Source organism: Clostridium peptidivorans (genome assembly GCF_900205925.1).
In the GTDB taxonomy this organism is placed as follows: Bacteria; Bacillota; Clostridia; order Clostridiales; family Clostridiaceae; genus Clostridium_AK; species Clostridium_AK peptidivorans.
Genome location: NZ_OAOD01000020.1, coordinates 24,800 through 40,098 on the forward strand (window position 1 = coordinate 24,800; position 15,299 = coordinate 40,098).

Annotated in this window: 12 protein-coding genes and 1 pseudogene; 1 reads left to right on the top strand and 12 read right to left on the bottom strand. The window is 29.0% G+C overall.

Going from position 1 to position 15,299, the window contains the following annotated elements:
- The first annotated feature begins 36 nt into the window (after window positions 1–36).
- The gene (pulA, locus tag CRN98_RS14030; RefSeq protein ID WP_097028056.1) at window positions 37–2,178 is read left to right on the top strand and encodes a type I pullulanase; all 2,142 of its coding nucleotides are present in this window, start codon (window positions 37–39) and stop codon (window positions 2,176–2,178) included.
- Window positions 2,179–2,251: 73 nt separating this feature from the next.
- Here the strand turns inward: pulA and CRN98_RS14035 are convergent, their stop codons facing one another.
- From CRN98_RS14035 to CRN98_RS14095, 12 genes and pseudogenes are all read right to left on the bottom strand, one after another.
- On the bottom strand, window positions 2,252–2,698 hold the full coding sequence (locus CRN98_RS14035; protein ID WP_097028057.1) for a YaiI/YqxD family protein: 447 nt from the start codon (window positions 2,696–2,698) through the stop codon (window positions 2,252–2,254).
- Between the two features lie 79 nt (window positions 2,699–2,777).
- Window positions 2,778–4,130, bottom strand: coding sequence for a glucose-6-phosphate isomerase (locus CRN98_RS14040; protein WP_097028058.1), 1,353 nt, complete (start codon window positions 4,128–4,130; stop codon window positions 2,778–2,780).
- Between the two features lie 251 nt (window positions 4,131–4,381).
- Window positions 4,382–4,486: pseudogene (locus CRN98_RS18090) on the bottom strand (GMP synthase (glutamine-hydrolyzing)); the annotation flags it as partial.
- A 302-nt stretch (window positions 4,487–4,788) separates the two neighbouring features.
- A complete protein-coding gene (locus CRN98_RS14050) occupies window positions 4,789–5,850 on the bottom strand; it encodes a hypothetical protein (protein WP_097028059.1) in 1,062 nt (353 codons plus the stop codon).
- Window positions 5,851–6,586: 736 nt separating this feature from the next.
- Complete coding sequence (locus tag CRN98_RS14055; RefSeq protein ID WP_097028060.1) at window positions 6,587–7,423, bottom strand: tyrosine-type recombinase/integrase; 837 nt, start codon at window positions 7,421–7,423, stop codon at window positions 6,587–6,589.
- A gap of 245 nt (window positions 7,424–7,668) precedes the next feature.
- Complete coding sequence (locus CRN98_RS14060; protein ID WP_097028061.1) at window positions 7,669–8,046, bottom strand: hypothetical protein; 378 nt, start codon at window positions 8,044–8,046, stop codon at window positions 7,669–7,671.
- Between the two features lie 980 nt (window positions 8,047–9,026).
- Window positions 9,027–10,010 (bottom strand): HNH endonuclease, encoded by a 984-nt coding sequence (locus CRN98_RS14070; protein ID WP_097028063.1) that lies wholly within the window; start codon window positions 10,008–10,010, stop codon window positions 9,027–9,029.
- Between the two features lie 493 nt (window positions 10,011–10,503).
- Window positions 10,504–11,970: a DNA primase family protein gene (locus tag CRN98_RS14075; RefSeq protein ID WP_179632163.1), complete on the bottom strand. Its 1,467-nt coding sequence runs from the start codon at window positions 11,968–11,970 to the stop codon at window positions 10,504–10,506.
- Window positions 11,971–12,005: 35 nt separating this feature from the next.
- Complete coding sequence (locus tag CRN98_RS14080) at window positions 12,006–12,209, bottom strand: hypothetical protein (RefSeq protein ID WP_097028065.1); 204 nt, start codon at window positions 12,207–12,209, stop codon at window positions 12,006–12,008.
- A 55-nt stretch (window positions 12,210–12,264) separates the two neighbouring features.
- Window positions 12,265–12,906 carry a helix-turn-helix domain-containing protein gene (locus tag CRN98_RS14085; protein ID WP_097028066.1) on the bottom strand — a complete coding sequence of 214 codons (642 nt, stop codon included), beginning with the start codon at window positions 12,904–12,906 and terminating at the stop codon, window positions 12,265–12,267.
- A gap of 259 nt (window positions 12,907–13,165) precedes the next feature.
- Window positions 13,166–14,164, bottom strand: a complete 999-nt coding sequence (locus tag CRN98_RS14090; protein ID WP_097028067.1) for a DnaA N-terminal domain-containing protein — start codon at window positions 14,162–14,164, stop codon at window positions 13,166–13,168.
- A gap of 164 nt (window positions 14,165–14,328) precedes the next feature.
- The gene (locus CRN98_RS14095) at window positions 14,329–15,294 is read right to left on the bottom strand and encodes a tyrosine-type recombinase/integrase (RefSeq protein WP_097028068.1); all 966 of its coding nucleotides are present in this window, start codon (window positions 15,292–15,294) and stop codon (window positions 14,329–14,331) included.
- Window positions 15,295–15,299 lie beyond the last annotated feature (5 nt).

Here is a 15,299-nt window from a genome sequence, read left to right on the forward strand (position 1 = left end):
TATAGAGATATTTCCTTATAAACTAGGGGGGTTTTTATGAGACTATATAATGCTGAACTCGTATCATTTGATACTATAAAACTTAAAACCGACAACTGTTCTATGGATAAATTACTCAAACTAAAGATACGCAATGGCCTTACAACTTTGCGTGTAAAAGAGTATTATCTGAATAAAGATGTGTTACAAATAACTTTAAACGCTTTTATTAATATAAAAGAAAAAAGCGAATTAATATTAGGTAAAAATAAAGTTTCTGTAAATTATTATCCACTATATAAGTCAGATGAATTTAATAAATTATATTATTATGCTGGCAATCTTGGATATACTTATTCATCGGAAGAAACCTTGTTTTCCTTATGGTCTCCTATTGCATTAAGTATAAATCTTTTAATTTACGACTCTGGAGACCCTAGTTTAGAAGAAAAGCCCCGCAGAGCACAAATGAAAGAATATGAAAATGGAGTTTGGAGATGCAGCATCAAAGAAAACTTAGATGGATATTTTTACACTTATGAAATAAATATAGATGGAATCATAAGAGAAGTTATAGATCCTTATACTCCAACAGTTGGTATAAATGGTTTAAGAGGCGCTATAATAAACTTAAATAAGTCTAATCCTAAAAACTTTGAAAAAGACTCTCCTTTAAAGCTAAATTCTCTTACAGACGCCATAATTTATGAATTAAGCATAAGAGATATGTCCACTCACCCTAATAGTGGAATAATAAATAGAGCTAAATTTTTAGGACTATCAGAAGATAATACTTATTCTAATAGCAATATACGCACAGGCCTTAGCCATGTTAAGGAATTAGGAATTACCCATGTACAACTTATGCCAATTTTTGACTTTAGTCACATAAATTCTAGTGAAAAATATCCCCTGCTTTATAATTGGGGATATGACCCTGAAAATTATAATTCAGTTGAAGGTATATATGCTACAGATCCCTATAATCCTTATTGCAGAATACAAGAACTTAAGACACTAATATACACCTTTCATAAAAACAATATAGGCGTAAATATGGATGTAGTATATAACCATGTTTTTAATGCTTCTAAGAGTAATTTTGAAAATATATTTCCTAAATACTATTTTAGATACAATGAGGATGGCTGCCTAAGCAATGGCAGCGGATGTGGGAATGATATAGCATCCGAAAATCCTATGGTGAGAAAATTCATAGTTGACTCTGTGAAATTTTGGGCTAAGGAATATCACCTAGATGGATTTAGATTTGACTTAATGGGAATTCACGATCTAGATACCATGAATATTATAAGAGATGAATTATATAAGATAAATCCTTACATCATTATATATGGAGAGGGGTGGAACTTAAATACCTCCTTACCTGAAGAAAAGAAAGCAACTCAAAAAAACTTTTATAAAATTCCCTATATTGGTCATTTTAATGATTTTGTAAGAGACAGTATTAAAGGGTCCACCTTTATACCCACAGATATAGGTTACGCTTCTGGGAAAGAAGATATGGAAAATAATATAAAGATTTGTGCTTCTGGTTCTATAAATTACAATGAGCATATAAAAGGAATGTTTCAAAGTCCCATTAATACAATAAACTATGTATCTGCTCATGATAACCATACCTTATGGGATAAGATAGAACTCAGCTGTAGAGATAAAGATTTTGAAGAAAAAAAATATATACATAAATTATGTAACGCTATAGTTTTAACCTCTCAGGGTATTTCTTTTCTTCATAGCGGCGTAGAATTCTGCAGAACAAAAAATATGGATGAAAATAGCTATAAATCACCAGATATAATAAATTGGATGGATTGGGATAGGAAAGAAAAATTTATTGATGTTAATAATTATTACAAAGGACTAATTAAACTTAGAAAAGAACATACTGCATTTAAAATGAATAATGCAGATGAAATAAGAAAACATCTACTTTTTTTAGAAAATACCCCAAAAAACATTGTAGCTTTTATCTTAAAAGACCATGCACAAGGGGATAGTTGGAAAGATATACTTGTAATATATAATCCAACCAAATATGTGGCAGAATTTAATATTCCTGTAGGAACTTGGAAAATGGTTGTAAATAGAGATATTGCCGGAACGGACCTTATCAATACCATCGAAGGCTCAAAAATAACTGTTGAGGGTATAAGTACAACAGTTATGTATAAATAATAATTAATCCTTAATAGTTAATGTGGAAATTCTGCTAGGGCAGAATTTTTCCACTACTATTAAATTTTTAATATTAACTATTAATAAAAAATCTCTTCACAATTTTTATAATGCTTTCATAAAGCCTTAAATCATCTTCCTGTGTTCTCTTTTTATGACTTGTCGTTTTCCCTCCGCCTCTTCTAACCTTGGCTGAAAGATGCCTTTCAAAAAGCAGCCTATCCATATTCTCATCATTATAAATATATCCCTTAGGATTTATTGCATAAGCCTTTTTACCTAAGGCTAGGGCTGCTACCCCATAATCTTGTGTAATTATTATGTCCCCTGCTTTAGCTTCATTTATAAGATACATATCTACACTTTGAAATCCACTATCCAAGTACTTAACAGTACTATAATCACTATTAAGAACATGATTTATATCACAATACATTATAACTTCTATATCATTTTCCTTTGCTGCCCTTTCAATCATATGTTTACCTGGGCAGGCATCTGCGTCAACTAATATTCTCATAGATTTCTCCTTTTGTAATGCTTAAAGGCCTGGATTAAAGGCTATTAACATTAAAACCTTTAATCCAAAGCCTTATAATTTATTTTAATCTAGCTTCCAATTCTAATTTCATTTCCTCATAGCCAGGCTTTCCTAAAAGAGCAAACATATTTTTTTTGTACGCTTCAACTCCTGGCTGATTAAAAGGATTTACTCTTAAAAGATACCCACTTATAGCACAGGCTTTTTCAAAAAAGTATGCCATATATCCAAAATAATATGGAGTTAGTTCAGGAATATTTATAACTATGCTTGGTACGTTTCCGTCACTATGTGCAAGTACCGTCCCTCTAAAGGCCTGCTTATTTATAAAGTCCATAGTTTTTCCAGATAAGAAGTTCAATCCATCTACATTATCCACATCTTCTTTTACAGTTATACTCTTTCTTGGATTTTCTATATTTATAAATGTCTCAAACAATATTCTTAGTCCATCTTGTATATATTGCCCCATGGAATGTAAATCTGTTGAAAAATCTACCGCTGCTGGATAAATTCCCTTTTGATCCTTTCCTTCACTTTCTCCATAAAGCTGCTTCCACCATTCCCCAAAATAATGAAGACTAGGCTCAAAGTTCGCTAGTATTTCTATACTTTTTCCCTTTTTATAAAAAGCATTTCTTACTGCTGCATATTTATAGCACTGATTATTTTCTAAATCATCTTCCATAAAGGCTTCTCTTGCATCCCTTGCCCCTATCATCATTTCCTCTATATTAGTGCCAGATACAGCAATAGGTAACAACCCTACAGCAGTGAGCACTGAATATCTCCCCCCTACATCATCTGGTATTACAAAGGTTTCGTATCCTTCCTTATCTGCTAAAGATTTTAGTGCACCCTTTGACTTATCAGTGGTAGCATATATTCTCTCTTTAGCCTCTTCCTTGCCATATTTCTTTTCTAGTAATTCCTTAAAAATTCTAAAAGCTATGGCAGGTTCTGTAGTAGTTCCTGATTTTGATATTACATTAACGGATATATCCATATTTTCTACTAGCTCTAATAAATCTGCCATATATGTAGAGCTTATATTATTTCCTACAAAATATATAGCTGGATTTTTTCTTTTATCCTTGCTTAAACTATTATAAAAAGTGTGGCTAAGCATTTCTATAGCCGCCCTTGCTCCTAAGTATGATCCCCCAATACCTATTACTATAAGAGCATCCGAATTATTTTTTATCTTTTCAGCAGCCTTTTGTATTCTTTCAAATTCTTCTTTATCATAGTTTACGGGCAAATCCATCCATCCTAAAAAGTCATTTCCTTCCCCTGTTTTTTCATGAAGGATTTTATGAGCTTCCTTAATATATGGATTAAAATAACTTATTTCTTCCTCGCCTAAATGTGGCTTTACCTTAGTTAAATCTACCTTTACCCCTGTTTTCATAATATAACTCTCCCTTGATACCCATGATTTATTTTAATAAAACACCCATTGATTTGAGATGTGCCGATTTGTAACAAAACCATAGCTCTTTACAAATCATATATAAATTATTATAGTAAAATCTTAGTATATTATACAAAATAAATCAAGTCTTCGAGTAATCATGTTAAGCATATCATAATATTTAATAAAAAAGTAAGGAGGAAATTCCACAAAGCGAAATTTCCTCCTTATTTATTTACTAATATCTATTATTCCCACTCAATTGTTGAAGGTGGTTTTGAAGTTATATCATAAACAATTCTGTTTACTCCATGAACTTCATTAACTATTCTTCTTGAAACTTTATCTAAAACGGTAACTTAGATTTTTATAAAATTGTATCTTCGATATTTTTCCAATGTTACTATATTAATAGTATCATTATACTCGCTATGAAATCAAGTCTAATATTAGGGTATTCCATCAATATTAATCAAATTTTCTCCTTTAAAAAGTCCTATTTATAATATGAAGGAATTTTACATCTACCATATATTGAACCAGTTATTGCTCTTATAGATTTACTTACCTTAATATTATCATCTATACCATTCTTCAAGTCTAATTATTGACTATAATGTTAAAAAAATAGATGTTATTAAAATATGTTATTCTTTTATTTTCTACGTTTCAATAAATTGATAACTTGGGCTGGATTTACAATTAAACCCTTCCATTGAAATTCTTTAATCTTAACAGCACCATTAAGTAGGCTAATTTCACTTTTTTCTTCCTTTGGAATAATTGCTTTTCCACTCCTTAGTAAATCTATTGTAACTTGTTTTTGCTCTATAATCGTATTTGCTAACATAATCTGATTATTTAAGTGATTTATATTTGCTTTTAATTGCATAACTGCTACATTGCTATAATCTTGATAAAGTTCAAGTTCTTTATTATCAATAAGTCCCAAATATATTTCTAAACACTTCCTTATGTTATCTAAAGCAACTGTTTTATCCTTAGGTATTACTTCAAACATAATTTTCTTAGGCTCATCTTTCATTGATGATTCTGCTTCTATACCAATGTCTTCTAAAAACTGTATGAAGTACATTAAATATTGTTTAGATGCAACTTGCATAGGCTTGTCAATATCAAATTCAAAGTATATTGAATCCTTATTATAGTATTCAAAAGATTCAACAGCTTCTTGAAATGTAGCTTGAAGTTCCATAGTAAGATTTTTTATCTCATCTTTTAGTATGATATCTGTATTTTGTATTACTTTAGAAAATATAAATCCATTTAATGTGGTTTCCGAATCATTTAGGCTAAATAAAATATGATTATTTTTTCTGTTAACCTCCTTCAATTTATTTACTATATCAGGTACAGAATATCCTTTTGACCAATACTCGTAATCGTATTGAAACTCAACGCTTATTGTACACTCCTTACCATCTTTTTCAATACTAACATTAGCTGAATCGTTAACTTCAATTGTCTTTGGTGCATATTCCCTTTCTAACGGTATTTTTATTTCATCTACTTCTTCTAATAAATCAGCAATTTTTTCGTTTCTTATTATATTACATATTTTCTCTGAATATAAACTTATATATACTTTTCCCTCAATGCTCAATCTATAGGAATTTTTATCTTCAAGTCCATTTACCTTAACCCTATAACTTGAATGTCCCCTATCAGTTACTTCAATAAACTCAAACTTTACCATACTAATCCCCCCCTATATCTCCTGTATTTTTACACATTTTTATGCAGGCTTGTAATTTATTACATTATTATACACCATACCAACCACATTTTCTACAAATAATAATACCTACTACTGAAACTTATACACACAATGAAATAAATCATCTTCTTCATATACTTGGCTGTCATCTGTCATTAATCTTGACTTTCTTTCTAAATTATCAATTCTGATATGCAAACTCTCATTAAATTGAGATATAGACATATCATCTTCTTATTTGAATTACTTCCTATATTTACACATAAAATCAAGTCTACTCTATTAATTTTTCTACATAGTAATCTCTAAAACTTTCCCATTCAAATAATAATTCAATCAAAATTAATCTAAAAATCCACAGCCGACTATACGTACTACTACACCCTACATAAAAACAACATACATTTCAAGTTGTTAACTATCCCCCCTTATCGAATGCAATAACAGTAGTAAATTACTATGTTCCTTTTTTTAACACTCATATTCCTGTTAAATTCCTTAATATTCGTTTATTTTCGAACATATTTTTGTAAATTCTTTCGTTATCTGAAATTACCTCCGAAACCCTATGAACTTACTTCCTTATTTCTCCTTGTTGCTTTAATTCATTAAACCAATAGCCCAACCTTTTACAATTCTAATGTCCATTTTCTAAACAGTCATATCCAATTGAGCCCGCTACAATAACAAAAAGAGATGTTTTTTCAAACATCACCTATAATAATTCTGCTTTACTTTTCATCTTTTCTTTAGTTGGATTCGTATAAAGTAACGTTGTATGAATATTGCTATGTCCTGCTTGATTCGCTACTTCATGTACTGAATATCCAGATTCTAGAGCATTACTGCAATAGAAGTGCCTTAATGTATGTGGTGTTATCTTATTTGAATATTTGTTGAATAATTTATTTATAACAGTTCTATCAATCTTATTTCCTTTATTTGATACAAACAAGTAATCACATTCAACTTCTTTACGCTCTTTTAGATATTCCTTTACAGCTTCAACAATTTTAGAATTTATATAAACTAATCTTTGCTTATTTCCCTTACCTTCTTTAACTACAATTTCCTTTGAAGTTAAGTTTATATCATTCAATTTTAAGTTTAGACATTCTGATATTCTAAGTCCTGCATAAGCCATTATAGTTACCACAGCATAATTCCTATTACCCTCATGTTTTAATATACTTTGTCTAAATGTTTCAACCTCCTGCTTTCCTACCGTTGCAGGTGAAGCAAATTCAGTTTGTATTTTAATGTTATCCTTTTTACTTAATACTATATCATCTTGAATCTCTTTATCTTGTAAGTATTCATTATATTTAATTAGTGCAGATAACTTACTATTTATTGTCCTACCACTTTCTTTTTTAACATTCTGTAGGTAAGTTTTATACTCTAATACATTTTGCCTAAATAGCTTTGTTGGTTGTTCGCCAAAACTGCCTTTATACCATATAAAATAATTGCCTATATGAAGCAAATAAGATTTAATAGTATTTACTGATTTACCTTCCTGCACTAAATAATTTTCAAATTCTTTTAACATATACTCACTCCTATAAATTATGTTGCATTAATTTTACTCTAATACACAATAAATTATGTTGCATTTCTTAGTATAAGAGTATCATTTTTAAATATAAAACGCAACATAAATTATATTATGTTGCATTATATATTCATACTTTTTTATTTAGTAATACATAAATTAAATGTAATATTTTATAAGTTTTCATTAGATTTCCGTTATTTTTAAGCTATAGCTACATAGCGTAATTTTAAAAGCAGACCCTAAGTAACAAATCTACGTTTTATCCAGAGAAGATTTTCTATTGCAGTAACCAACTTTTTAAGTTCATTATCTGTAGTTATACAACTAAATACAAATGGATTTTTATTAGTATACTCACTTTGGCGAACCTCAATATGAATTTCTTGTTTTGAAATTACTATAGTTGCAGTTGCAAGAACTTTTACTCTGTATAGTTGATTAGCATTTTTGAAAGTGAATTGCCTTTTAGGGTTTTGTATGGGAGTAGTATACCCTCTCCACTCTAAATCGGACAAATACCTAGCTTCGAGTAAATTAATTAATCTCTTTGTCTGTAATTGATTTTCGCCATCTAGTTCTAAAAATCTTTTGTCACTATAAAATATCTCATTTTCCACATTGCTTTCCCCCTTATATGTTATTTTCTACATTACTATATACAACTTTTATATCAAAATTTTAAACTTAGTTTTATTAATTTTTTGTGAATAAAAAAGAATGGTATTTATCCATTCCTTACTTTGCTTATATTACAAACCTCCAAAAATTTTCTCCACAGTTTTGATTATAAGTTTTGATTACTTTCTATACTCTGATTATACACAGCTTAAAAACCATAGTTAATACTTTTAAGTTATGACTACGCTTGCATATTTTTAAATTAGTTAAAACACATTTATTAAATGTATATAATGGTTTATAATGTAATATGTGGTACTAAACTACGTGGGTTGTTTGTATTGCATAAATTAGGTGAATTAGAGTATGTGGGATATGTATTCCTACATCATCACCTAAAATCTTGTGTATAAAGGGGGGATATAAATGCAGATTGCATTAAGTAACATTTCTGGAAGACAATCATTAAGTCCTCCAGAGTAATTCAAATTTAAAAATGAAAGGACATGATTTTATGAAAAACTTAAAAATTAACAACCCACTACTACTACCTGCAACTATATCTTTTATGGTTGGCAGAACTGCACCAATACAATTCGCACCAATTTTAGCAGACTTCGTACAAAAATACCCTACTATCGTCAATACAATAATACAATATCTACTAATTGTTATAGTACTCGCAGTAATTAATGCACTAACTAATCGAAAACCACCTACAAATGGAGATTGTCTAACATAATGTTGGACAATCCCTTTTTCATTTAATAATTAACTTATAAAACTATTATTTTATTAGCAACTCATAATATAATCTTTGGCAAACTAATAAAACCACCTCTACCTATTCAGCAAAAGTGGTTTATCTTACTTTTATCATATTTTTCATTACTTATTTCTCCTTAAATTGTATTTGTATCTTTATAATTAAAGAGAAAATAACTTCCTTTAATTATATTTACTACATACGAAATATTACTTACATCTTCATATATGAATTTTTAACTTTGTATTTACCAATATATTCTCTTAATTGCTTTCCATTATTATTAATAGTACCATATATATTATGAAAACTTCCCTTTTGATTTGGATTATGGCATTTCTTACATAGGGTAATTCCATTAGAAACATCTAATCTTAATTCTGGATTATTTGCATAGTTTTCTCTATGATGTGCTTCTAACACATTACTTTTTCTCGAACCACAGCATTGGCAAATATAGTTATCTCTTTCAAAAACTTCTTTTCTCCATTTCTTACATTCATCACTTGCCATAAAGATTTCCTTTTCTGTTCTTCTTCCCCCCTTCCAGTTTGGATTTAATTCACCAAATCTTTTAACACCATACATAGGATTCTTATTTCCTTTATACATACCTTTTTTGGCTCTAGAAAGTTTTTCTCTAACTTCACCATTCATCCTATCTTTACAAGTTTTCTTGTAAGCTTCTTCTGTCTTATATAAACTTAATCCTTTTTCTCTATTTAATGTATCTGCTTTCCTCTGCAACTGTATTAGCATTTTGTCTGGGAAAAATTTTTGTATTAATTCATTATTAGTATGATAAGGATATTCTCTTATAAAAGTTTCATTTTGTTCATCTGTCCAACTACAGTTATCCGATATAGCAAAGTTTTCTCCCTTACATTCCTTACAAATATTTCTATAACCATCGTTACAAGTTTTATCTTTTGGAAAATATAATAGGTTAAAAGGTAAGTATCTCCTACAAGATTTACATTTTTTATAAGTTAAATTATCTACCTTTTTGTATCTCTCATTAATTGGTATATCTTTATAATCATTGCTCCTTTTCAATCCTAATTTATTCGCCATATCTCTTATTGATTTCCATGTTCTATTTGGTAATAATCCACATAGTCCCTCCTTAGTTTTTTTTAGATAATTAGCCTTTAGCAAATCTAATTCATAATCAGTCCAAAATGAACGCTTACCCACTTTTTTACAACCTCCTTATAATAAATTTTAATCTAATGTAATGATATTTTATGCAATAAAAAAAACATCATACTCATTATTAAATAATAATAAATATCACAAATGTAATTTAAAGTGACATACTATCTAATTTTACGTAATAAAAAATCACCTACATACTTTCTATAAATATGTAAGTGATTCTATACTTTGTTATCCTGTTTATCTGTTTCTCTGCTCTCTGGCATTTGTTATCACCCTACCTGTTTTAATATATTTGTTTTTAGGGATTTTAATTATATTTACTTATCTTGTTCACATAGTAATTATGCTTGTATTCGCTGTTTACGGTGTGCTAGGTAATTATAAAAGTTAAGTTATTGTTACTTACAATGTAATTTAATATTATTTTTTATATAAAACATTTATTAAATTTACTAACACTACTAACACAACTGTTGAAAACACTTACTTTCTACTAACTCATTCCTAACTCTATTCTGACACATCCTATTTATAACCATTTAATTCCTGTATATACATATTCTCTTTTACCTGCTTCTTTAATAGTTAAATACTTTCTTTCAATAATATTGTCAAATTTTTTTCTTACCTCTTTGCCAAATATTGCACTACTGGTACACTTAATGCTATTTTCACTACAATACACTCTATATTTATTAAACAATTCATTACATATAACTTGTCCGCTTTTATCTTGTACAATACATTCATCTAAAAATTGCTCAACAGGGTTATTATCATATTTATATTGATTAAGAACTTCATCTGCAATTGATGAATATGTAAAATCACCATTTCGCGATAGCTGTTTAAGTCCCATTAGTGCTAGCTGTAATATTCCATCTAATTCATGTTCTAGCTTCTCATTAAGTTTCCTATTTTGTTCACTGGCACTAAACTTTCTGTTAAACGGTATAATTAAACACCTTCTGTAGAATCCATCCGTTTTATCCTGTGTTTCTGGTAACTTATTCATTGCAAGCATCATTTTACATATAGGATTAAACTCGAATAAAGGTTTAAACTTGTGCTGTGCGTCAATTAAATCACCTGACACGACCTTTTTAAAATAAGCTGTATCTGTTATTCTATTTTCTTGCTCTGAACTTATATTAACTAATTTATCATACAAAGAAGCCCTAGAGAATGCTTTATCTAAATCTGACATACTAACACTAGAAACATTTTTTCGTGTTACCAATTTTTCAATAACATTAAGTAGTACACTTTTACCATTAGAACCTTCTCCATACAATATAAAAGCCTTATGAAATCTTGTTGATGATGTCAGACAATATCCCAATAATTCATATATTATATTCTTTCTCGCTTCATCGCCTTCAAATGTTGTTTTAAGAAAATCTTCAAATGCAGGACATTTAGCTTCTCTGTCATAATTACAATTTAATCGTATTGTACAATAATCCTCTAGAAAGAATTTGTCCTTACAAAATTTAGGATGTTCCCAATCTGTTATATCTAAAGTTCCATTATTTACAACTATTCTATTCTTATTCTTATTTAGCTTCTCCAAAGGTATTAACACTTTAGATTTTAGCAATTTAACAATTTCATCCAGCATATATGCTCTTACTCTATCTCCAAGTTTGTCTTGTGCAATATGTTTAATACTTTCCTCATTAACCTTGTTCCAGCACTTGTCAAACATAAAGAATCCTATTTCAGCTACATAAATAATATTGTAATTTTCTATTAGGTAGTTCTTTAATAAGTTAGGGTTAAATTTACCATCAATAAAAAATTCCTCATTTTTCTTCATTATAGCGTTAACAGATTGTGATTTCTCCTTTTCTGCTATTCTGGTATCTTGTTCTTCAATTAACTTCTCAAACCAATTATCTTCACTATCATTTTTATATTCGTTCGTTTCTCCTTTTTCAATAACATTGTCTACTATCCTTCCAAAAATACTATAACTACTACCATTTTCATACATAACTCTACTATCCTCCTTGTTACTTTCCTTTAAACTTATGAACATAATTCTTCATAATCAAAACCATATTCCTCACATTGGAGTTTCAATTCCCTAATTGTATCTGTCGATTTCTCCAATTCATCATAATATTCCATACAGCATTCAGTTAAAAATTCTTCTACTTCTCTCCTTGAAGATTGTCCATTAGATTCCATTAAAAACTTTTCCACTCCTTTTTCATTAATGTATTTATTCATATTTTTCACTCCTTTTTTCCATATAAAATTACTTTCAATATACGAACATACCAAATTATGAAAACAAGTCCCATACTTTAGATGATTTAATTAATTCATCTAATTCTTTTTTCTCCCTTTGCCTTTCATTTTCATAATCCTTAATTATTTTCATCAAATCATCTATAAATTTATTATTACTCTTATATTCCTTTACATCATAAGAAAATAAAACTGCTTGTAAAACATCATTCAACACAGAATGTGGTACTTTGTTACTATCAATTACGTCTGCAACATTATTGTAATTTTTACTTATACCATCAATGTTTTTTCCATTTAATGTTTCACTAATTCTACTTAATATTGAATTTTTCATTTCTAGATTATCAATATCATCACACAAGCTATTTTTCCACTCTAACAATGAGTTACTAATACACTGTTCAGCTTCATCTGTTTCTGCATTCTTGAATGAATCATCTATTAAGTTTTCTACCATAGTCTTTTTTATATTTAATATATCTATCTCACTCAACTCTTTACAAAAAAACTCCTCTGGCAAATTAAATAATTGTGATAACTTCTCTAACATGCTTTTAGGTATTTTTCTTTTCCCATTAAACCAGTTATAAATATTCCCTCTCGCAATTCCTAGTCTTTGTGCTAAATCAGCTACGCTTATATTATAAATTTTTAATATTTTCTTTAGTCCCATATTTTCACCTCCTTTCTTTTATAAGAATATCACTTTGTAATATTTTCGTCAACATATTGTATGCTATTTTTTTATATATCGACTACAATATGCAGTCAATATATGACTAAAAAACTTTAATTACTTATTGAATACAAATTCATTACTATGGTATAATATGTATATAACCCTTCCAATGTGGGTTAAAACTGAATGTATGTTTTAGAAGATAGCTACTCTGTGAAAGTAGCTATTTTCTTTTTTGATTGTAATACGTAACCTATCCAACTACTATTTCAATATCATTTATCTCTGGATTATTCACTTTTACAGCCTTCAAAGACACTTCTTTATACCTTGATTCATAGATTTCCTTTGTAAAGTCGTTAGGTGCTTTTAGAACTACCACATTATCCTTAATTTCATCCATGGCTAGTGATTTAATCCAAGTATTGAAGCTAACTTCTGATAACTGTTGCCTTATAACACCCATAAAATTACTCCATAGGATTTCTTGATATGTATTGTTATCTGAGATAGATATAGAGGTGGCTTCCATATCTTCTCTATTATTCTCAGTATTATTATTTTGTATTATTATATTAGTATTATTTATCCTGCTCTCAGAAGGTTCTTCTTCCTCATTTTTCTCAGAACTGTATACTTCTTTTTGGAGGAACTGTGGATTACTTTCAGCAGGAACTGGATTCTGCGTATCTAGTTCTGTGTTTTCGCAGGAACTATTGATAGTGCTAAATTCCTTATTTTCGTCAGAACTAAACTCTCCTAGTTCCTCCACTTGGACACAAATAAGCTCCTTCTTTTTGGCGTAACTAGAGTTATGAAATTTATTGCGCTTAATTTTCTGCTTCATCCTCTCTTTTTGCTTCTTTTCTAATTCATCTATCTGTTTCTTACCTTCTTCAATTAAAGCTAGAATAGTATCTGTGCTTTCATTGATTTTAAAGTGTCTTCTTGCAGGTACACCCTTTAAAGCAGTTTCAATTAAACCTAGCTTAACTAAGTTGTTAATAGCATTTCTTTGTACTTTTTCACCTAATCCTGTTCCAAGACATAAATCATCCACAGTATTGTAAAAATATCCATCCTCCGTTAGCTTATTTTCATTTTTAAAATAGTTGAATCTACTAAGCAACTCACTATATATAATAGTTTCATTAATTCCAACAGCAAAACATAATGCTTTATTTATTGTTATACTTCCATCACTTCTCAATAACTCAAAAACTGGATTTATAGTTATTCTACTGCTTTCCATTGTAGTTCCCCATCCTTCCGCATATTGCCTGTTTATTCTTTGTTTAGAGAGATTTTAAGGTATATTGTATATCTTTCTCTATATCATTCCTTATAAAGCGTTCTAATGCCTGTATTTGATTCTTAATTTATTTTTTATTATCTGAAATAAGAACTTTTAACCTATTACTTTCTTCTCGCTTTCTTAAACATACTTTCTTTTCTATTTATCTTTGGTGCTATTTCATCAATAACATTGACCATATCAGTTGTTTTAGCGTTGTAATAGTTATTTAATTGTTTTAAGGTTGAATGTCCTGTTATCTTTTTAAGTATCAACGGACTAACATTTTGATTAACTGCACTTGTTATGAAAGTATGTCTAAATAAATGCAATGAACATTTATCAATTCCTAGTGTATTACAATATATTTTTATAGATTTCTGCAGAGTAGATTGTGCTAACTGGTCACCATATACAGTCGGAAATAAGTAATCTTCTGATTCACCATTTCTGACTTCCAAGTATTCTGTTAATACCTCTGCGAGAGAATTACTTATAGGTAGATAACGAGCCTTTTTATTCTTCGTAGAATTTACAGCAACGCTTCTATTTAATAAATCCACTCCCTTTACCTTTAATTCTCTTAACTCTCTTGCTCTTACCCCTGTACTTGCAAATGTCCAGATTACAGCCCATGTCCTTAGTGTATTAAAATCATGCTTTTTAGGTTTTCCTAATAATAGATTTAATTCTTCTCTGGTGTATATTTCCTTAAACGTTTCTTGACATTTTACTTGTGGTATTTGAAAATCTTCCACTATATATCTTTTCTTAATACCAAACTTAACAATTGGACTGATATTTCTTAAATAACTGTTAACTGTTACACCATTGTTTAGCTTCTTTACATCCTGTATATATAAGATGTACTCTTCAAATGTACTCTCATTGATGGTGCTACATAACGTGTCTTCTCCTAGAAATTCCATAAAATACTTACAGTGATATTTGTAACTTCTTATTGTATATTCACTTCTCCCCTTTACTTTTATTGACAATAAAAATTCTTCAAACAACTCCTTGAAAGTCTTTCTAATCTCTTGTTTTTGTTTAAATAGTTGAGTACCTTTGACTTCTCCTCTACGCATGTCTA

Excerpts from the sequence above, each read along its gene's own strand:
- pulA (WP_097028056.1), top strand. The coding sequence starts at position 37 with ATGAGACTATATAATGCTGAACTCGTATCATTTGATACTATAAAACTT.
- CRN98_RS14035 (WP_097028057.1), bottom strand. The coding sequence starts at position 2,698 with ATGAGAATATTAGTTGACGCAGATGCCTGCCCAGGTAAACATATGATT.
- CRN98_RS14040 (WP_097028058.1), bottom strand. The coding sequence starts at position 4,130 with ATGAAAACAGGGGTAAAGGTAGATTTAACTAAGGTAAAGCCACATTTA.
- CRN98_RS14050 (WP_097028059.1), bottom strand. The coding sequence starts at position 5,850 with ATGGTAAAGTTTGAGTTTATTGAAGTAACTGATAGGGGACATTCAAGT.
- CRN98_RS14055 (WP_097028060.1), bottom strand. The coding sequence starts at position 7,423 with ATGTTAAAAGAATTTGAAAATTATTTAGTGCAGGAAGGTAAATCAGTA.
- CRN98_RS14075 (WP_179632163.1), bottom strand. The coding sequence starts at position 11,970 with ATGTATGAAAATGGTAGTAGTTATAGTATTTTTGGAAGGATAGTAGAC.
- CRN98_RS14080 (WP_097028065.1), bottom strand. The coding sequence starts at position 12,209 with ATGAATAAATACATTAATGAAAAAGGAGTGGAAAAGTTTTTAATGGAA.
- CRN98_RS14085 (WP_097028066.1), bottom strand. The coding sequence starts at position 12,906 with ATGGGACTAAAGAAAATATTAAAAATTTATAATATAAGCGTAGCTGAT.
- CRN98_RS14090 (WP_097028067.1), bottom strand. The coding sequence starts at position 14,164 with ATGGAAAGCAGTAGAATAACTATAAATCCAGTTTTTGAGTTATTGAGA.
- CRN98_RS14095 (WP_097028068.1), bottom strand. The coding sequence starts at position 15,294 with ATGCGTAGAGGAGAAGTCAAAGGTACTCAACTATTTAAACAAAAACAA.